The sequence below is a fragment of the Sphingomonas carotinifaciens genome, assembly GCF_009789535.1.
Classification (GTDB): Bacteria; Pseudomonadota; Alphaproteobacteria; order Sphingomonadales; family Sphingomonadaceae; genus Sphingomonas; species Sphingomonas carotinifaciens.
Genome location: NZ_WSUT01000005.1, coordinates 2,300,924 through 2,320,028, shown reverse-complemented (window position 1 = coordinate 2,320,028; position 19,105 = coordinate 2,300,924). Strand labels below are relative to the sequence as shown.

The 19,105-nt window shown below is 65.4% G+C and carries 21 protein-coding genes; 11 read left to right on the top strand and 10 right to left on the bottom strand.

The features are described from left to right. The first annotated feature begins 73 nt into the window (after window positions 1–73). The 5 genes from GQR91_RS12970 (at window position 74) to GQR91_RS12950 (ending at window position 3,688) form a co-directional block, all read left to right on the top strand. Entirely contained in the window at window positions 74–595 is a 522-nt protein-coding gene (locus GQR91_RS12970) for a hypothetical protein (RefSeq protein WP_175580849.1), read from the top strand. Then, the gene (locus GQR91_RS12965; RefSeq protein ID WP_149683008.1) at window positions 595–966 is read left to right on the top strand and encodes a phage holin family protein; all 372 of its coding nucleotides are present in this window, start codon (window positions 595–597) and stop codon (window positions 964–966) included. The genes GQR91_RS12970 and GQR91_RS12965 overlap by 1 nt, the downstream gene beginning before the upstream one ends. Further along, a complete protein-coding gene (locus GQR91_RS12960) occupies window positions 963–1,295 on the top strand; it encodes a DUF3618 domain-containing protein (protein WP_112383207.1) in 333 nt (110 codons plus the stop codon). The genes GQR91_RS12965 and GQR91_RS12960 overlap by 4 nt, the downstream gene beginning before the upstream one ends. 3 nt (window positions 1,296–1,298) lie before the next feature. Continuing rightward, complete coding sequence (locus GQR91_RS12955; RefSeq protein ID WP_175580850.1) at window positions 1,299–1,691, top strand: hypothetical protein; 393 nt, start codon at window positions 1,299–1,301, stop codon at window positions 1,689–1,691. Between the two features lie 179 nt (window positions 1,692–1,870). Further along, window positions 1,871–3,688, top strand: coding sequence for a DUF885 domain-containing protein (locus GQR91_RS12950; protein WP_149682964.1), 1,818 nt, complete (start codon window positions 1,871–1,873; stop codon window positions 3,686–3,688). A 50-nt stretch (window positions 3,689–3,738) separates the two neighbouring features. Here the strand turns inward: GQR91_RS12950 and GQR91_RS12945 are convergent, their stop codons facing one another. From GQR91_RS12945 to cyoA, 7 genes are all read right to left on the bottom strand, one after another. Further along, window positions 3,739–4,272 (bottom strand): response regulator transcription factor, encoded by a 534-nt coding sequence (locus GQR91_RS12945; protein ID WP_149682965.1) that lies wholly within the window; start codon window positions 4,270–4,272, stop codon window positions 3,739–3,741. Continuing rightward, the gene (locus GQR91_RS12940; RefSeq protein ID WP_149682966.1) at window positions 4,251–5,606 is read right to left on the bottom strand and encodes an ATP-binding protein; all 1,356 of its coding nucleotides are present in this window, start codon (window positions 5,604–5,606) and stop codon (window positions 4,251–4,253) included. The genes GQR91_RS12945 and GQR91_RS12940 overlap by 22 nt, the downstream gene beginning before the upstream one ends. After that, window positions 5,603–6,289, bottom strand: coding sequence for an SURF1 family protein (locus GQR91_RS12935; RefSeq protein WP_174236655.1), 687 nt, complete (start codon window positions 6,287–6,289; stop codon window positions 5,603–5,605). The genes GQR91_RS12940 and GQR91_RS12935 overlap by 4 nt, the downstream gene beginning before the upstream one ends. After that, on the bottom strand, window positions 6,286–6,603 hold the full coding sequence (cyoD, locus tag GQR91_RS12930; RefSeq protein WP_149683010.1) for a cytochrome o ubiquinol oxidase subunit IV: 318 nt from the start codon (window positions 6,601–6,603) through the stop codon (window positions 6,286–6,288). Before cyoD ends, GQR91_RS12935 begins: the two co-directional genes overlap by 4 nt. A 68-nt stretch (window positions 6,604–6,671) precedes the next feature. Further along, on the bottom strand, window positions 6,672–7,310 hold the full coding sequence (gene cyoC, locus GQR91_RS12925) for a cytochrome o ubiquinol oxidase subunit III (protein ID WP_112383202.1): 639 nt from the start codon (window positions 7,308–7,310) through the stop codon (window positions 6,672–6,674). 2 nt (window positions 7,311–7,312) lie between these two features. After that, window positions 7,313–9,310 (bottom strand): cytochrome o ubiquinol oxidase subunit I, encoded by a 1,998-nt coding sequence (gene cyoB, locus GQR91_RS12920; protein ID WP_174236656.1) that lies wholly within the window; start codon window positions 9,308–9,310, stop codon window positions 7,313–7,315. A gap of 11 nt (window positions 9,311–9,321) precedes the next feature. Continuing rightward, entirely contained in the window at window positions 9,322–10,509 is a 1,188-nt protein-coding gene (gene cyoA, locus GQR91_RS12915) for a ubiquinol oxidase subunit II (RefSeq protein ID WP_149682968.1), read from the bottom strand. A gap of 160 nt (window positions 10,510–10,669) precedes the next feature. Here cyoA and GQR91_RS12910 point away from each other — a divergent pair, with 160 nt between their 5' ends. From GQR91_RS12910 to GQR91_RS12885, 6 genes are all read left to right on the top strand, one after another. Beyond that, window positions 10,670–12,001 carry an MFS transporter gene (locus GQR91_RS12910; RefSeq protein ID WP_112383200.1) on the top strand — a complete coding sequence of 444 codons (1,332 nt, stop codon included), beginning with the start codon at window positions 10,670–10,672 and terminating at the stop codon, window positions 11,999–12,001. A gap of 149 nt (window positions 12,002–12,150) precedes the next feature. Then, entirely contained in the window at window positions 12,151–12,423 is a 273-nt protein-coding gene (locus GQR91_RS12905) for a DUF1488 family protein (RefSeq protein WP_112383199.1), read from the top strand. A gap of 142 nt (window positions 12,424–12,565) precedes the next feature. Then, a complete protein-coding gene (locus tag GQR91_RS12900) occupies window positions 12,566–13,624 on the top strand; it encodes a diacylglycerol/lipid kinase family protein (protein WP_160146817.1) in 1,059 nt (352 codons plus the stop codon). Between the two features lie 8 nt (window positions 13,625–13,632). After that, window positions 13,633–14,544: a hypothetical protein gene (locus GQR91_RS12895; RefSeq protein WP_149682970.1), complete on the top strand. Its 912-nt coding sequence runs from the start codon at window positions 13,633–13,635 to the stop codon at window positions 14,542–14,544. Further along, window positions 14,541–15,287: a nucleotidyltransferase family protein gene (locus GQR91_RS12890; protein ID WP_149682971.1), complete on the top strand. Its 747-nt coding sequence runs from the start codon at window positions 14,541–14,543 to the stop codon at window positions 15,285–15,287. The genes GQR91_RS12895 and GQR91_RS12890 overlap by 4 nt, the downstream gene beginning before the upstream one ends. Then, a complete protein-coding gene (locus tag GQR91_RS12885) occupies window positions 15,287–15,949 on the top strand; it encodes an HAD family hydrolase (protein ID WP_149682972.1) in 663 nt (220 codons plus the stop codon). The genes GQR91_RS12890 and GQR91_RS12885 overlap by 1 nt, the downstream gene beginning before the upstream one ends. Window positions 15,950–15,984: 35 nt before the next feature. On the opposite strand, the gene GQR91_RS12880 is transcribed toward GQR91_RS12885, so the two are convergent. Genes GQR91_RS12880 through GQR91_RS12870 form a run of 3 tightly spaced genes read right to left on the bottom strand, consistent with a single transcriptional unit; the run spans window position 15,985 to window position 19,078 of the window. Next, window positions 15,985–16,797 (bottom strand): APH(3')-I family aminoglycoside O-phosphotransferase, encoded by an 813-nt coding sequence (locus GQR91_RS12880; RefSeq protein ID WP_149682973.1) that lies wholly within the window; start codon window positions 16,795–16,797, stop codon window positions 15,985–15,987. Further along, a complete protein-coding gene (locus GQR91_RS12875; protein WP_149682974.1) occupies window positions 16,794–17,969 on the bottom strand; it encodes a hypothetical protein in 1,176 nt (391 codons plus the stop codon). The genes GQR91_RS12880 and GQR91_RS12875 overlap by 4 nt, the downstream gene beginning before the upstream one ends. Continuing rightward, complete coding sequence (locus GQR91_RS12870; protein WP_211368607.1) at window positions 17,966–19,078, bottom strand: CDP-glycerol glycerophosphotransferase family protein; 1,113 nt, start codon at window positions 19,076–19,078, stop codon at window positions 17,966–17,968. Before GQR91_RS12870 ends, GQR91_RS12875 begins: the two co-directional genes overlap by 4 nt. Window positions 19,079–19,105: the final 27 nt, after the last annotated feature.

Here is a 19,105-nt window from a genome sequence, read left to right as displayed (position 1 = left end):
AATTGCGACCACGATGGAACCTCGTTTCCACTGACGGGGTTAAGCTGCGAACCGCAAAAGAAAGGGTTCCGTCATGGCCGACAACGACACCACACCGCCGGCAGCGACCGGGTTCGAACCGGCAGCGCCGCTGAAGACCGCCGGCGTGAATTTCAACCCGGAATCAAATGCTTCCGCCGAAAGCGGGACGAGCAGCGATGCCACGGATAACGCAACCTCGACCAGCCCGAAGCAGGCGATCAAGGACGGTGCCGCCAAGGTGCAGCAGCAGGCGACCGACAAGATCTATGCACTCGCCGACGACGGCAAGGCCCGCGCCGGCAATGCGCTCGATCAGTTCGCGCAGTTGCTGACCGATGCCGCCGCACAGGTCGATGAGAAGCTGGGTGAGCAATATGGCCAATATGCCCGTTCGGCCGCCGATACCGTCACCGGCTTCTCCGGCCAGATCAAGGACAAGCAGATCGATGATCTTCTGGACGATGCCCGCGCCTTCGTGCGGAACAGTCCGGCGGTCGCCATCGGTGTGGCTGCGGCGCTCGGCTTCGTCGCCGCCCGCGTCGTTCAGTCGGGTCTGGACCCGCGCGACGCGTGATGCAGGCGTCGTCGCCTATCCGGCCCCCCGCCCCCGCGGATGAGGGCGAGACGCTGACCACACTGGTCGGGCGGCTCGTCGACGACAGTCGCAACCTGGTCGGCGCGGAGATCGCGCTGTACAAGGCACGCGGCCTGGAACGGGTATCGCGGTACAAGTCTGCCGCCATATTCTTCGTCGCGGCGGGCGTTCTCGCCCTCGCGGGGCTGATCGCGCTGCTCGTCGGGTTGATATTGTCGCTCGCGACGCTGATCGGGCCTCTCGGTGCCACCGTCGTTGTGGTCGTCGTGGTGCTGGTCGTTGCCGGCATCCTGGCCATGATCGGCAAGTCGCGCATGAAGCAACCCATCCTGCCGGAGCATGGCGCATGAGCGACGAGCCCGTACGTCACCTCGCCGATGCAGAGGCGCAGGCCGCTGCCGCACGCGAACGGCTGTCGAACACCGTCGGCCAGTTGCAGGCCCGGCTCGACCCCAAGCTGCTCGCGCGCGAGGCTAAGGAGGCCGGCCTGCAGGCGGTACACACCGGGGTCGACAACGCCCGGCGCAATCCGGGCGTGGTCGCCGGGGCCACCGGCCTGCTCGGCCTGTTCCTTATCCGCAAGCCGCTTTGCCGCATGATCCGCCGCCGCCCCAAGAACAATGACATTCCAGCGAAACACCCCGCCTTGCGGGGCCGGTCCGCTGCCGAGAAGGAGTGATCCATGACCGACACCTCTAACGCCGATACGTCGCACACCGACCGCACGCAGGCGGCCAAGGACAAGGCGGCCGATGTCGCCCATCAGGCGGCGACGCGTATCGAAACCAACCCGCTCGGCATCCTGGTGGGTGGTCTTGCCGTGGGCGCGCTGGTCGGGGCGTTGATCCCGCGCTCCACCCGCGAAAAGGCGCTGCTCGCCCCGCTGGGCCGCAAGCTCACGGAAACGGTGAAGACCGCCACTCAGGCTGCCCGTGAAGCCGGCATGCAGGAACTGGATCAGCGCGGTTTGACCAAGGACGCGGCCAAGGACCGCGCAAAGTCGATCCTGTCGGACGTCGCGAAGGCGGCCGGTTCGGCCGGCACCGCCGCCGCACAATCGGCACGCCAGCACTGAGGGCGCGCACCGGGAACGTGTTCCACCACGTTCCCGGTCCAGCCTTGGCGTCCGAACGAACGATTCGCAGGATTTGCGCCGATCCACTCGCCGCCGTCACATCCGCCAGCGCGGACCCGACCTTGCGGAAAACCGATCCGCTCCACTAGGCTGTCTCCTCTTCCAGGAGACATCATCCCTTGCTTCCCAGATCCTGTTTCGCGCTTCTGCTCGCCGGCGCTGCCGCGCCCGTATTGGCGCAGGCCGTGCCGCCCCCCGCTCCGGTCGCCGGCGACAGTCGCGCCGATGTGAAGCTCAAGCGCCTCTTCCACGACAGTGACGAGGCCTCGCTGCGCCGCAACCCCTTGTCGGGCGTCTATCGCGGGGATCTGCGCCATGTCTCCGGCCTCGCCGATATCTTCTCCGACGCGTACATGGCCGCCGAGCGCAAGGCGGCGGCGGACGATCTTACCGCCCTCGGCCGGATCGATCGTTCGCGCCTCAGCCGTGTCGACCAGCTGGCCTATGACGTATTTCGCCATCAGGCGGACCTGACGCTGCGGGGCTGGGCACCCGATCTCGTCGCGATATCCAGGCTGCTGCCACTCGATCATTTTGGCGGCATCCAGGCCTATTACCCCGATGTCGCATCGGCCGAGGGTGCCTCGCCCTTCCGCACCGTGGTCGATTACGAAAACAATCTGCGCCGCAATGCGGACTATGCCCGGCTGCTCGACGCCGCGATCGTCCGCTTCCGGCAAGGCATGGCCGCAGGTATCGTCCAGCCGAAGCTGGTGGTGCAGAACATGATCGGCCAGTTCGACAATCTGATCGGACAGGGCGTCGAGGGATCGTCCTTCTATGGCCCGGTGAAGACTTTCCCGGCCGCAATTCCCGCGGCCGAACAGGCGCGCCTGCGAACCGCCTATGCCGCACAGGTCCGCGATGTGATCCTGCCGGCCGAACGACGGATGCGTGCGTTTCTGGCCGATACCTATCTGCCCGCGGCCCGGCCGACCATCGGCCTGTCGGCGCTGCCCGGTGGCGACCGGCTCTATGCCTATCTGATCGAGTCGAACACCACCCTGCCCCTCAAGGCCGAGGAGGTACACCAGCTCGGTCTTTCCGAGGTCGCGCGCATTCTGAAGGAGATGGAGGCACAGCGGCAGGCCGCGGGCTTCAAGGGCACGCTCCCGGCCTTCTTCACCTATCTTCGCAGCGACCCGCGCTTTGCGCCAAAGACACCGGACGAACTCCGCCGGGCCTATGAGGCGATTGCCGCACGGGTGAACGCCCGTATCGGCACGCAATTTTCGCTGGTGCCGAAAACCCGGTTGGAAATCCGCCCGGTGCCGGCGTTCCGCGAGAAGACCGACGCCGGTGGCTCCTACCAGGGCGGCACGCCCGATGGATCGCGGCCGGGTGTCTTCTACTACAACACCTATGATCTGCCTTCGCGTTACACCTGGGGCACCGAGACGCTGTACCTGCACGAAGCAGTGCCGGGACACCACTTCCAGATCAGCCTCGCCCAGGAAAATACCGCCCTGCCCGCCTTTATGCGGTTCGGGGGCAATACCGCCTATGTCGAGGGCTGGGCGCTATATGCCGAAACGCTGTGGCCGGAGCTTGGCCTCGAAACCGATCCCTATCAGCGCATGGGCGGGTTGAGCGACGAGATGCTGCGCGCGATGCGCCTCGTCGTCGATACCGGCATCCATGCCAAGGGTTGGACCCGGCAACAGGCGATCGACTATATGCTGGCCAACTCGCCGATGTCGCCGACCGATGCCACGGCGGAGGTCGAACGCTACATCGCCATTCCGGGTCAGGCGCTGGCCTACAAGGTGGGTCAGTTGACGATCCTGCGGACCAAGGCGAAGGCCAGGGCTGCGCTGGGTGACCGCTTCGATCCGCGTGGCTTCCATGCCGCGGTGCTCGACAGCGGATCGCTGCCGATGCCGGTTCTGGAACGCAAGATCGACGAATGGGTGGCAGGGCAGCGCCCGACAGGCTGACGTCATGCCCGCAGGCCCGGGCCTTTCCCCTCGCGGAAGCGCCCGGCGCCTTACGGCACGTGCCGCTTCTCCAGCTTGCGTGCCAGGGTACGGCGATGCATGCCCAGGCGGCGTGCGGTTTCGGATATGTTGAAGCCGGTGTCGGCGAGCGTTTCGTTGATCCGCTCCCATTCCAGCGTCTTGATCGAACTGGGCCGGTCGGTGATCGCGGTGGTGGCGTCGCCGCTCGCCTTGTGGAATGCGGCCTCGATATCGTCGGTGTTCGACGGCTTGGCGAGATAATGGCACGCCCCCAGCTTGATCGCCTCCACCGCCGTGGCGATGCTGGCAAAGCCGGTCAGCACGACGATCAGCATTTCGGGGTCGTGCGCATGGAGCGTCTTGACGCAGGTCAGCCCGGAGGCCTGCCCCAGTTTCAGGTCCACCACCGCATAGCCCGGCGTCTCGCGCGTCAGCACATCCGCCAGTTGATCCGGCGACCCGGCGACGGTGACTTGGTAACCGCGTCGCTCGAACGATCGCTGCAGCGTGCGTGCGAAGGTTTCGTCATCCTCGACGATGATCAGCGACCGGTCGTCCGCCATGTCTGTCCTCTCGCCTCGTGTTCCTGGTCTCGCTCGTTGATGCCTATGGTAGATAAGGGAAGCGTCAACGTCACCTCCGCACCGCCATCGGGGCCGTTTCTGTTGCGCGCCTCGGCCGAACCGCCAAGCTTGCGCATCACCATGGCGGCCAGAAACAAGCCGACGCCATGCCCTTCGCCCTTGGTCGACTGCGTCGGTTTTCCGAACTGTTCCAAGGTCTTCGGCGTAAAACCCGGTCCACGGTCGCTCACCACCAGCCGTACGGCATCGTCCTCCCCCCGAACCCGCAACCCAACCCACGCCGGAGACGCCTCCCCCGCATTATCCAAAACATTAACCACCGCCTGTTTTATCGCGGGGTCGGACACGATGCTGGCATCCTGCGCATCGCATTCATATTCTAGGGTTATCGCGGCATGGCTCGCGCGCCACCCTTCGACGATCGCGCCGATGAAGTCGCCGACATTCGACGCCATGGCCGCCTCTCCCCTCGGCTCCCCCGCCGACTGCAGGATGCGCGTCACGATCGCCTTGCAACGCTGCACCTCCCCCTGCATCTCTGCGATCTCCCCCATCAAAACCGGGTCGTCCCGCAACCCCGGCATCCTCCGCCAATCGCCAAGGATGACGGACAGGCTGGCCAAGGGGGTGCCAAGCTCGTGCGCGGCGCCTGATGCGAGCAGGCCCATACGAACGATATGCTCCTCCTCGGACGCCTGCTGGCGCAGATCGGCCAGCCGCCCGGCGCTGTTGCGTTGATTACGGCTGATCCGGGTAACGAACAGGATCAGCAGCGTCGCGACCAACGCGAACCCGAGCCAGTTTCCCCAGGTATGAAGCCCGGCAATATCGCCGAACAGCCAGGGCGGGTATGCCAGCGGACGGTTATGAAGCGACAACAGTCCGAAGCACAGGATGGTGAGCGCCGCCAGAGCCCATGCCGACCAGCGCTCCAGCAGAACCGCGCCCAGAACCACCTGCACGAGATAGAGGGAGATAAACGGGTTGGTGGCGCCGCCGGAGAGGAAGAGTTGCAGGGTGAGCGTTCCGACGTCGAACATCAGGGCGAAGAGGAGTTCGGTGTTCGTGACCCTGTCGAAGCGCAGTCTGATGTGATTGGCGAGGTTGACGATCGCTGCCATGGCGACGACGCCGAGCATCGGCGCGATCGGCAGGGGGACGGCCATGACCTGGCTGACGACGATGATGGTCAGCAATTGCCCCGCGACCGCAAGCCAGCGCAGATGGATAAGTTGGCGCATGTTGGCGGTGCCGGCGGCGACATCGGGGTCGCGGGGCCGTATCGTGAAGGGTAGGATGGGGCGGTCGCTCATCGACGGCCGCGGCGGATCGCGATAACCGTCCCCAAGACCGACATCAGCGCCAGCGTGTACCAGGTCAGCGCATAGCTGAGATGCGAATTGGGAAAGGTCGTCTGCGTCAGGCCGGGAATAGGACCGCCGGGCGCCGCAGGTCCCGAGGCGTCAATGAAGTAGGGCGCCACCGCCCCCAGTCCCTTTGCCGCAGCGATTGCGTCGACATCGCGCGAGTACCACCGATCGGCGACGGGATCGTTGTTGCGCAGGAAGCCCCCCTTGGGTTCGGACATGCGGATCAGACCGGTGATGCGGACGATCCCCGCGGGGCGCGAAAAGCCGGTACGGCTGGGCACGAAGCCGCGATTGACCAGCAGGATGAAGTTGGAGGTTTGCAGCGGCGTCACGACCCAGAAACCGGGTCCGTGGACGGTTACCGCCTGAGTCAGCACGGTGCGCTCGTGCAGAAAACGCCCGGTGGCGAAGACGCGGGTGTAGATGTCGTCGGCACCAGCACTTCGCGGTGCAGGAATGGGAGCTGCGCGCTGCCTGGCCTCTACCTTTGCGATCAGGTCCAGCTTCCATGCGCGGCGCTGCACCTGCCAGGTGCCGAGCGCGAGGAACAGCGCAACGAGCGCCACCCCGAGCACGGCCAGGACGAACCGGCCGGAACCCCGCGCCGGTTCGCCCTTGTCGGTCACATGGCGCCCATGGCTTCGGCAGCCATCTGCGGCATCATGTTGATGTTCATGTGATACATGACCCAAATCGATCCGCTGAGTGTGATGACGACCAGTACGACGGTGAAGGCCAGCGCCATGATCGTCCAGCCCCCTTCCGAACTGGTGTTCATGTGGAGGAAGTAGATCATGTGGACGATGATCTGCACAAAGGCGAAGGCCATGATCGTCAGGGCGGTCGCCTGTGTGTCGCCCAGGGCGCCGGTCATGACGAGCCAGAAGGGGATCGCCGTCAGGATGACCGACAGGACGAAGCCGATCATATAGCCCTTCATCGAGCCATGGCCGTGCGTGTCGCCGTGCGAGTGCAGGTCGGCGTCGTGATTGGCGTGGTTGTCGAGGCTCACCGGAGGACTCCGAGCAGATAGACGAAGGTGAAGACGCCGATCCAGACGACGTCGAGGAAGTGCCAGAACATCGACAGGCACATCAAGCGGCGCTTGTTGTCCGCGGTCAGACCGAGGCGGCCGACCTGCACCATCAGCGTCACCAGCCAGATGATGCCGAAGGTGACGTGCAGGCCGTGCGTGCCGACCAGCGTGAAGAAGGACGACAGGAAGGCCGAGCGCTGCGGCGTCGCGCCCTCATGGATGAGGTTCGCGAACTCGTAGAGCTCGATCGAAAGGAACGCCGCGCCGAACAGCCCGGTGATCGCCAGCCAGGTCTGAACCTGCCCCTTCAGCCCCTTTTCCATCGCGATCATGGCAAAGCCATAGGTGATCGACGACAGCAGCAGCATCGAGGTGTTGAGCGCGACCAGCGGAAGCTCGAAGATCTCCCGCGGGGTCGGCCCGCCCGCATAGCTCGTCCCCAGCACGCCGTACGTGGCGAACAGGATGGCGAAAATGAGGCAGTCGCTCATCAGGTACATCCAGAAACCGATGGCGGTGCTGCCGCCGGTTTCGTGATGATGGTCATCATCCTCGACCACGTAGAAGGTCGGGTTCTTGGTGGGGTCCTGGCTCAGGACGTCGGTGGACATGCTCAGGCTCCCTGGGCGAGCAGCTTGGTGCGCTCGTCCTCTTCATGGGCGACTTCGTCGACGGGGATGTAATAGTCGCGGTCGTAGTTGAAGGTATGGCCGATCGCGACGCCGAGGATGGCGACAAGGCTGAGTGCGGCGAGCCACCACATGTACCAGATCATCGCAAAGCCGAAGGCCACGCTGAGCCCGGCAATGATGACGCCGGTGCCCGTGTTCCGGGGCATGTGGATCGGGCGATAGCCCTTCACCGGACGCTCATACTTCTTGTCCTTCATGTCGTGCCAGGCATCCAGGTCGTGGATGATCGGCGTGAACGCGAAGTTGTAGTGCGGCGGCGGCGACGAGGTCGACCATTCCAGCGTGCGGCCACCCCAGGGATCGCCCGTCAGGTCGCGCAGCTTGTCACGGTTCAGGATCGACACGCCGATCTGGATCAGGAAGGCAGCAATGCCGACCGCGATGATCGCAGCGCCGACAGCGGCAATGATGAACCAGATCTGGAGCGAGGGATCCTCGAAGTGGCGCAGACGACGGGTGACGCCCATCAGGCCCAGCACATAGAGCGGTGCGAACGCGACCCAGAAGCCGATGACCCAGCACCAGAAGGACAGCTTGCCCCACTTCTCGTCCAGCTTGAAGCCGAACGCCTTGGGCCACCAGTAGTTGATGCCCGCAAACATGCCGAACAGCACGCCGCCGATGATCACGTTATGGAAGTGCGCGATCAGGAACAGCGAATTGTGCAGCACGAAGTCCGCCGGGGGTACCGCCAGCAGCACGCCCGTCATGCCGCCGATCACGAACGTCAGCATGAACGCGACGGTCCACATCATCGGCAGCTCGAACCGGATGCGCCCCTTGTACATGGTGAACAGCCAGTTGAAGATCTTGGCGCCCGTCGGGATCGAGATCACCATGGTGGTGATGCCGAAGAACGAATTGACGCTGGCGCCGGAGCCCATGGTGAAGAAGTGGTGCAGCCAGACGAGGTACGACAGGATCGTGATGACGATCGTGGCGTAGACCATCGAGGTGTAGCCGAACAGGCGCTTGCCCGAGAAGGTCGAGGTGACTTCCGAGAAGATGCCGAACGCCGGCAGGATGAGGATGTAGACCTCCGGATGGCCCCAGATCCAGATGAGGTTGAAATACATCATCGGATTGCCGCCGGCATCGTTGGTGAAGAAGTTCGTACCGACATAGCGGTCGAGCGTCAGCAGGGTCAGCGTGGCGGTGAGGACGGGGAAGCTGGCGACGATCAGCACGTTGGTGCACAGAGCAGTCCAGGTGAAGACCGGCAGCTTCATCATGGTCATGCCGGGCGCGCGCATCTTGATGATGGTCGCGACCAGGTTGATGCCGGACAGCGTCGTGCCGACACCGGCCACCTGCAAGGCCCATAGATAGTAATCGACGCCGACATCCGGGCTGTAATCGAGCCCCGACAGCGGCGGGAAGGCCAGCCAGCCAGTCCGCGCGAATTCGCCAATGAACAGCGACATCATGATGAGGACAGCGCCGCCGACCGTCATCCAGAAGCTAAGATTGTTCAGGTACGGGAACGACACGTCCCGCGCGCCGATCTGGAGCGGCAGGACGTAGTTCATCAGACCGGTCACCATCGGCATGGCGACGAAAAAGATCATGATGACGCCGTGGGCGGTGAACACCTGATCATAGTGATGAGCGTTCAGGTAGCCCTCGTTCGCGCCGAACGAGATGGCTTGCTGGCCGCGCATCATCAGTGCGTCGGCAAAGCCGCGCAGCAGCATGATGACGCCCAGCACCATGTACATGATGCCGATCTTCTTGTGGTCGACGCTGGTGAACCACTCCTTCCAGAGATAGCCCCACAGCTTGTACTTGGTCAGCAGGCCGAGCACGGCAAGGCCGCCCACCAGCACGCCGGCAAAGGTCGCCACGAGGATCGGCTCATGGATGGGGAAGGATTCGAACGATAGCCGCCCGAAGATGGTCTTGATGAGTGTTTGATCCATGATCGAATACCTCAGCCGCGATCCACACCGGCAGTGCCGGGGATGCGCGGGGTGGTGGTGAAGCTCATGCGGCGGTTCTTTGCGTTACCGGGATCGGTGTTGCCCGGCGCCGGCAGGGGTTCCTTGCTCTGGTGCGGCGCCGTCTCGATCTCGTCGGGCGACTTCTGGAGCGCGCCCTTGGTGGCGTCGCCATGCATCGGGCCGGTGTTGTTGACGGGCGGATTGCCCTCCCCGGCCTCGATCTTGTGCGGGTCGCCGCCGGCCTTGCGATCGTGCATCATGACGTCGCTCATGCACGGCTTGCCGGGCTCGACGCAGCGATTGACGACCAGATCGAACAGTCCGGGTGCCACCGCCGAGAAGCGCATCGGCGGCACCTTCTCGCTGGGCTTTTCAAGCTGCACGAAGGTCGCGCGGCTGAGGCTGCCCTGCTCGCCCTTCACACCCGCGACCCACTGGTCGAAGGCGCCGTCCTGCATGGCATAGACCTTGAAGTTCATGTCGGAGAAGCCGGCGCCGCTATAGTGCGACGAGAAGCCGTCAAACGTGCCCGGCTTGTTGATCACCGCATGCAGCGCGGTTTCCATGCCCGGCATGGTGTAGATCATGCCGGCCATGGTGGGCACGTAGAAGGCGTTCATCACGCTGGTGCCGGTCAGGCGGAAACGGACCGGGCGATCAACGGGCAGCGCAAGCTGGTTGACGGTCGCGATGCCCTGTTCCGGGTAGATGAACAGCCACTTCCAGTCCATCGAGACGACCTGCACCTCCAGCGGGCGGACGTCCTGCGCTACCTTCTTGCCCGGCGCGGTGCGCTCGATCGGGCGATAGGGATCGAGCAGATGGGTGCTGGTCCAGGTGACCGCGCCCAGGCAGATGATGATCAGCAGCGGGGCGGCCCAGATGACGAGTTCGAGCGGGGTCGAATGGTCGAAATGCGGATCATAATCCGCCTCCTTGTTCGCGGCCCGGTACTTCCACGCGAACAGGCAGGTCAGGATCATGACGGGGATGATGATGAGCAGCATCAGCCCGGTCGAGATCAGCACGAGATCGCGCTGCTGCACGGCAACATCGCCGGCCGGGTTCATCACAACCGCGTCGCATCCACCCAGCACGGCCAGGATCGGCAAGGCAAGGAGGGGCGGGGCGGCCCGGCGAAGGGAGCGCACGCGCGCAAGGCTCGAGGAATGAAGCATATCGACCGCGCCGCTACGCCTTTGCTGCACCTGCGCACATTGGACAGTTTGTCCAATCCCCCCAGGTAGCGGAAAGGCGCATAGGGCCATGCAATCAGAGGGTTTGCGCGCGTTGCACCGCGGGAACCCGGAACGTGATATGCAGTCAGGACCGGCAGCCATGAGCGCAGAACTAACCGCGTCGAGCTCGACGCCCCTCGAGCGGGACGCCCGCCTCGTCAACGCGCGCGAGCATCGCATCGCACCGGGCGAGATCGCAATCGGCGTCATCATCGGCCGTACCTCCGAATTCTTCGACTTCTTCGTTTATGCGATCGCATCGGTGCTGGTCTTCCCGTCGCTGATCTTTCCGTATGTCGATGCGCTGACGGGTACGATGTATTCCTTTGCGCTGTTCGCGCTGGCGTTCATCGCCCGGCCGATCGGCACCTTCGGCTTCATGGCGATCGATCGCCGGCATGGGCGCGGCGTGAAGCTGACCATCGCTTTGTTCCTGCTCGGCGGGTCGACGATGGCGATCGCCTTCCTGCCCGGTTACGCCCAGATCGGCACGGCCGCTGCCGTGTTGCTGGCGATCTTCCGCGCGGCGCAGGGCATCGCGCTTGGCGGCGCATGGGACGGCCTGCCCTCGCTCCTGTCGCTGAACGCGCCGGAGAACAAGCGCGGCTGGTATGCGATGGTCCCGCAGCTGGGGGCGCCGCTGGGCCTGCTGGTCGCCAGCGGCCTGTTCGCCTTCTTCATGGCGACGCTGAGCCGCGCCGACTTCCTCGACTGGGGATGGCGCTACCCCTTCTTCGTCGCCTTCGCGATCAACGTGGTGGCGCTGTTCGCACGGCTGCGCATCGTGGCGACGCCGGAATTCCAGCGGCTGTTCGAAACCCGCGACCTGCAGCCGGCACCGGTGGGCGAGACGCTGCGCGAAGAGGGCCGCACCGTGGTGCTGGGCGCGTTCGCACCGCTTGCCAGCTTTGCGCTGTTCCACCTCGTCACCGTATTTCCGCTGTCCTGGGTGGTGCTGTTCAACCGGGAGCAGCCGACCGACTTCCTGTTGATCGAGATGCTGGGTGCCGTGTTCGGCGTGCTCGCCATCCTCGCCTCGGGCATGATCGCCGATCGGGTCGGGCGGCGCACGCTGCTCGGCACTTCGGCCGCGCTGATCGCGGCCTATAGCGGCTTTGCGCCGCAGCTGCTCGACAATGGTGGCTGGGGCGAGCTGGCCTACATGATCCTGGGCTTCGTGCTGCTGGGCCTGGCGTTCGGCCAGTCGTCGGGCGCGGTGAATTCGGGCTTCTCGGCCATGCGCCGTTATACCGGTGCGGCGATCACGTCGGATCTGGCGTGGCTGATCGGCGCGGGCTTCGCGCCGCTGGCCGCGCTGTTGCTGGCGGCGCATTTCGGGTTGCTGTCGGTTGGTTTCTACCTGCTGTCGGGTGCGATCTGCACGCTGGCGGCGCTGGGCATCAACAAGGAGCTGGCCAAGCGGATCGAATGATCGATCCGGTTTTTCGCCGGCCTCTCGGAAAGCCGGGCAGTTCATGCTGCCCGGCTTTTTTCGTGCGCGTTCAGCGGGGCAGCATGGAACCCTTTGCGGCGATGTTGCGTCCCCTCCCCCACATGCCACTGGAAGGGACGAGAGTGACAATGGCCGATGACGCGCTGACCATCGTGAAGGGCACGCTGGAGGACAATGCCGGGGACCGGCAGGTCGAGTTCGTGGGCGAGATCGACGGCGAGGAATATCAGTTCGCCGTCCAATATGACCTGCTGGAAGCGCTTGGCGGCGACGCGCCGGATGGCGACGCCATCGAGATTTTCGAACGCTACAGCGACGACATCCTGGAGGCGTCCCTGACCGCGCTGGGCCGTGACATGGAGCAGCCGGTGGTGATCGTCAGCGAGAATGATCTGGAGTGATAAAGGCCGCCAACCCCTTGTATCCATTGCGCTGAGGGAGAATATGACGCTTTTGTAACAACTCGCCTGAAAATGGCCTTATTCCACGAACATGGCTGAAGATGTTCATGCCGTGTGCGGCCAGCGAAGGATGAAGTGGTCGATGCCGATCAGGATGCCGATCGACGGAAGTGATGGGTTGATCGGCCGGATCGACGGCGGGCTGGCGCGGCTCACCTCGGCGGAGTTCCGCGTCCGGCGCCCGGCCCAGACCGTGCGTCTGGATGGGCGGCGACTGGGCGGCGTGCAGCGGATCGGCGTGATCTGCAACGCCCGCGCGCACCGCAACCTGTCCCGTGAGCTCTCGCCGTTCACCAGTGCGTCGGGCATCGACTTTGCCGCACCGCGCACGCAGGAGGAATTGCACGCGGTTCTCGCCCGCTTCGCCTCGCGGGGGATCGACGCGCTGCTGATCGACGGCGGCGACGGCACGATCCGCGATGTCATTACCGCGGCGACACAGCATTTCGGCGATGCGATGCCGGATATCGCGGTCGTGCCGGCGGGCAAGACCAATGCTCTGGCCATCGACCTGGGCATACCCACCAACTGGACGATCAAGGCGGCGATCGAGGCGATCCATGGTCCGTCCCGCACGCAGCGTTCGCCCGTGGAAATCCGCCGGGTGGACGGTCGTGAGCCGATGCGGGTCGGCTTTCTGTTCGGCGCCGGCGCGTTCGTGCGTGCCACGGCGCTGGCCCAGGAAACCCACCGGATCGGCGCCTTCAACGGTCTGGCGGTCGGCCTGTCTCTGGCAGGCGGGATCGCGCAGACGCTGTTCGGCGGGCGAGACAATGTCTGGCGGCGCGGCGATCCGATCCGGGTTGAACTGGATGACGGGCGCAGCGTGGAACGGCCCTTCTACCTGCTTCTGGCATCGACGCTGGAGCGCCTGCCGCTCGGATTGAAGCCGTTCGGTCGGCCGCGGCCCGGCATGAAGCTGCTGGGGGTTGATGCGCCTCCCAAGGCGCTGTTCGTCTCCGCACCGATCCTGGTGGCGGGGTCGGAGGCGGGATGGCTGGCGCGCGCCGGCTATCATCGGCTGGATGCGAACCGCGTCGGCCTGACGCTGGACACCGGCTTCGTGCTGGATGGCGAGACCTATGCCGGTGGCGAGTTGATCGTTGCCCAGGGCCGCGCGCTCAACTTCGTGGTGCCCTGAGCCGTACGATGACGCTGGACGACTTCGTCGCGGCGGAGCTGGCGACGCCCCTGCCCCCGCCCATCGCGATGGTGGCGGAACGCCTGGCGGGCGATGTGGATGTCGCCGCCGTCCTGTTCTATGGATCGGTACTGCGGACCGGCGATCTGGACGGCGTGCTGGATTTCTACGTCCTGACCGATGCGCGTCGTGGCGGCGTGCTGCACCGGACGGCAACGCGGTGGCTGTGGCCCGATGTGAGCTTTCACGAAATGGCGATCGGTGATGCCGTGCTGCGGGCGAAGGTGGCGACGATGCCGCTGCAGACCTTTCAGGATGCCGCATCGGGGCGGATGCTGGATACGACGATCTGGACGCGCTTCGTGCAGCCGGCGGCGCTGGCCTGGGTTCGGGATGCGGACGCCGCAGCCCGGGTTCGCGCGAGTGTGGCGGCAGCGACGGTGACGGCGGCGGGATATGCCGCGGCGCTGGGCCCTGAGAACGGCACCGCCGACAGCTATTGGCGGGCACTGTTCCGTCAGACCTACCGGGCCGAACTGCGCGTGGAGAAGCCCGGTCGCGAGGACCAGATCCTGCGCTACGATCCGGCGCGGTGGCAGCGTCTGTTGCCGCTGGCCTGGAACGCAGGCGGCATCGGGTACGACACGCACGGTGAGTTGCTGACACCCTCGGGCGACCGCGCGCGCCCACTGCGGCGGTGGCAGGCTCGGCGGCGTGCGGGCAGGCCGTTGAACGTGGCGCGGCTGGTGAAGGCGGCCTTCACCTTCGACGGGGCGGCCCGATACGGGCTATGGAAGATCGAGCGGCATACCGGCATCCACATTCCCCTGACCCCGTGGCGCGAACGGCACCCGGTGCTGGCGGCACCGGCAGTGTTGTGGCGGGTGATGCGCGCGCGGTCGGCGGAGGCGCCACGATGAGCTTCCACGCGCTGATCCTGGCCGGCTCCCGCGGCGGCCCAGACCCGGTCGCGCTACACGCCGGGGTGAGCGACAAGGCGCTGGCCGTGGTCGGTGGTCGCACGATGCTGGCCAGGGTTGTGGAGGCGGTGCGCGCGGCCGGGGCGGATCGCATCATGGTGGCGGCATCCTCCCCCGCTGTGGCCCAGGCGGCGACGGCATTGGGCGCCGAAGTGCTGCAGGCAGCGGCGGGCCCGAGCGCGAGTACGGCCGCAGGATTGGAACAGCTTGGCGCGCCGTTGCTCGTGACTACTGCGGACCATGCCCTGCTGGAGGCCGGATGGATCACCCGGTTCATCGCCGACGTGCCGACGGACGCCGATGTTGCGGTGCTGCTGGCACGGCGTGACGTGATCGAGCGCGACGTGCCCGGTACGCAGCGTACCTATCTGCGCTTTGCCGATGGCGCCTGGTCGGGTTGCAACCTGTTCCTGTTGCAGACTGCCGCGGCGGCCGACGCGGTGGCGCTCTGGCAGCGGATGGAGCGGGATCGCAAGCGGCCCTGGCGGATCGTGCGTCGGCTGGGGCCGGGACTGCTGCTGCGCTACCTGGCCGGGCGGCTGACGCTGGACATGGCATTGCAACGGATCGGAGAAACTGCGCGGGTGCGCGCCGCGATGGTCGCCAGCCGGTTCGGACGCGCGGCGGTTGATGTCGACAAGCCGGAAGATCTGGCACTGGCGCGGACACTGGACGCCGGTTGATGCAGCGCATCGCAATCTACGATCTGGACCGCACGATCACACGCGCGCCGACCTGGACCCCCTTTCTGCTTCATGCCGCGCGCGGCAGTTGGCGCATCGCGATGGCGCCGGTGGCCGCGGGTGCCGCATTGCTGCACGCGCTGAAGCTGTACGACCGTGACCGGTTGAAGCCGATCATGCACCGGTTGATGCTGGGTGCGGCGCTGGATGAAGCCAGGTCGACCGCGCTGGCGGAGGCATTCGCCGCCATGACGGACGACGGCAACATCCGGCCGGGCGCAAGAGAACGGATGGCGGCGGACCGGGCGGTGGGCTATCGCATCGTGATCGCGACGGCTGCACATCGCTTCTATGCACAGGCGATTGCCAGTCGGCTGGGCGTGGAGGACCTGATCGCGACGGAGGCGATGCGGGATACCACCGGGCGGATCGTGCCGTCGCTGTCGGGCGCCAACTGTTACGGCCCGGCCAAGCTGGCGATGATCCGGGATTGGCTGGCCGCTCAGGGTGTTAAACGCGAGGAGGCGCATGTGCGCTTTTATTCGGATCATGCGTCCGATGCCCCGACCTTCGCCTGGGCTGACGAGCCGGTGGTAGTCAGCCCGGGTAAAAGGATGACCGTACTGGCGGTCGAGCGCGGGTGGCCGATCGAGCGGTGGTGAAAAGGATATGCGCGATATCGGGGCGATGCCGCAGCTTAGAACATTTCATCCAGCATGAGGTGAAATTGCAGTTTGCGATTGTCCACGTCCGCAACTCCGTAGCGCCTCAGGAAGTGTGAACGAAGCGCATCGTCGAACTCGCCCAGACAGTTCCACAGGATCGCAATGTCCTGGTAGCGGTCGGCAATACCGATCCGTCCGGCATCGATCAGCCCGACGACCTGGCCATCTTCCAGCAAGATGTTGTCGAGCGAGAAGTCGCCATGGGTCACGACGCGGTCGGGGGTGAACGGCATCAGGTCCTGCATGGCTTGCCATACCTCCTCGGCCAGCCAGCCCTCACGTTCCTCATCAAATTCATCTTCCGCGACGAGGCCCTGGTCGATGCGCGCTCTGGCTTGCATCAGGCGGTGATGATGGTCGCTGATGAAGGGGCATGTGTCGACCGGAATGGCGTGAAGCTGCCGGAGGAATGTGGCCAATGCATCTACCACGGCGAGGCGATCATGCGGGCGAGCTGTCAGATGCTGATATGCCGTCTGGCCGGGTATGGCCGTCATCAACAACCAAGCCTCGTCCCCCGTATGGACGAAACGCCGAATGGTCGGCACGGCTATATGATCGCTCAGCCAGCGCAGGCGGACCATTTCGTCGGCTATGTCATCGGCCACCATGCCCCGACCATGTTTCAGGAAGAGGTCGGGTGCATCCTGTCTGCCGTGCAAGCGATACACGCCGCCACCGGATTCGCCGATCATGTTGTGCATCCACCGGTAGCCCATCGTTACGGTTGCGAGCCCCGGCGGCATTGCTATCGCCGCACACGCTTCTTCGCGACCGTAGGTCATGGTTTTCCCCTCCCCTTGGCGTCTTTGCCGAACCGCTCCACGATCGCATGCGCGGCGCGCAGGGCGGCGGGTTCGGCGCCTTGATCGAAGGTGTGGCGGAAGGCCGCTTCCTGGGCCGCACGGTAGCCGGCGAACTCCGCCTGCGCACTTTCGATGGCGGGGCCGAGGGCGGAGATATCATCCACCACGCGCCCCAGATGCCAGTGGCCAAAATTGGGGTCGGATGTCCATTCGACCCTGGCCGGGTTGAGGAAGACGGCGGGGCGTGGGCGGGCGATCCATTCGTAGATCTGGCTGCTGACGTCGCCGAGGTAGATGTCGGCGGCGCGGGTATAGGTCATGTCGACAGAGGCGGTGCTGCCGGGGTCGAAGCGGATGTTCGGGCAAGCGCGGTAGCGATGGGCAAGGTCGCGGCGCCAGCGCAGCCGGGCGTGTTCGACGGAGGCATGGATGCGCCTGCGGAACAGCATGACGTGGGGCGCGACCATCAGGTTGAAGCGATCCTGTCCGGCGAACCAGTCCATCACCCCCTCCCCCATCCCGTACCAGGACGACAGACGGGGTTCGAAATGCGGATTGTAGAGGACGGTCGGGCGGCCATTGTCGAACAACGGCTTGGGCGGCGTAGTGAAATCGATCGTGTCGAACTTGGGATAGCCGATGATCCGTGCTTGGCCCGGCGCGATCAGGCCCATCGCCTGCATCCGGTCATGCACCTTCTGCCCGGACAGCAATACGAGGTCGAAGCCACGCATGACGCTCCGGTACCCCACCGATCGATCGCCGGCGCCGTGGGGAAGCCAGACATAGCGGAGATCCCGCAGGCCGAAACGGTCGCGCAGCAGCAGCGATGTCGTCTCGGGCACCACCAGAACATCGAGCGCTGCAAAGGCCGGCAGGTTGTCGCGTAAAACCGCAACCCGGCGGAAGGGTGCGATCCAGCGCAGCCCGGCATCGAATGCACGGGCAAGCGCGCCGATATCGAGCGAAACAAAGGTGACGCGGGCGGCCACCTCCGTGCCGATTACGGCGCGAACCCGCGCCTGCTGCTCGGGCGAGCTGGTCAGGACGTGGACTTGAACATCCGGGAAAGTCGCGATCTGCGCGATGATCGGCGCGGTATGGCCGATCTGATGAAGCGCATCGTGGTTGAAGAGGAAGCCGACCTTCACCGCGCCAGCACCGCCGCGACGGCCTGTGCCGCCCGGGCAGCGGCACCGGGCGACCGATCGCCGAGCGAGGCATCGGCCATCGCCTCCTGCCGGGCGCGGTAAAAGGCGTGACGCGCGGGCGCAGCATGGATCGCTGCCATCAGGTCGGCGGGGTCGTCGACGACGTCGCCGAGGTGCCAGTGGGCGAAGCTGGGGTCGTCGCGCCAGTCGATGCGGTGGGCGTTCAGGAAGACGCAAGGGCGCGGGCGCATCAGGAATTCGTACACCTGGCTGCTGACGTCGCCGACATAGATGTCGGAGGCGACGGCGTAGGTCATGTCGACGGAGCGGTCGGAGCCGGGGTCGATGAGGACGTTGTGGGTACTGCGCGCGCGCCAGTGTGTGCGGTGGCGTTCGGGGTGTCGGCGGAAGAGTTTGACGTGGGGGGCGACGATCAGGTTGAGGGAGGGATCGGCCGCGAAGCCGGCGAGCATCGGTTCGATGAAGCGATGCCAGGAGGTCAGGCGCGGTTCCTTGTGGGCGTTGTAGAAGACGGTGGGCGCGGCTTGCGAGAAAAGCGGCGCTGCGACCTCCCCGACGCGGAAGCCGGTTTCCAGCTTCACCGATCCGGTGAGCGTATAGGCGTCGGGGCGGATCAGCCCCTCGCGCAGCATGCGCTCGGCGGTCTTGGGCCCGGCGAGCAAGACATGGTCGAAGACCGCGATGTCGCGCACGAAGCCGCGCGCCCGGTCGCCGACGCCGTGGGGATGGTAGATCAGCCGGGGGCGCCGGACGCCGAGGCGGCGCAGCGCCGCCGCCGTATCCTCCACCGCAAAGATCGCGTCATAGCCGTCCAGTTCGGCGGCATTGTCACGCATCACCAGATCCTTGAACATGCCCAGCCGCTTCAGCCGCTGAAGCGCGACGGTGAGCGGCGACCGGTGCAGGCGGCGGGTTTCGATCGGCGGCACGCCGTAAGCGGCACGTATCCGCTCCAGGTGATGCGGCGTTTCGGGATCGTTATGGTAGTTGACCACCGTCCAGCCGGGGCGGCGCGCCAATTCGAACGCGATGGCCGCGCCATGGTAGCACTGATAGGCTTCGGCGATATAGAGGAAGGCGATGCGCATGATCCGTCACCCCCTTAGCCTCTGATC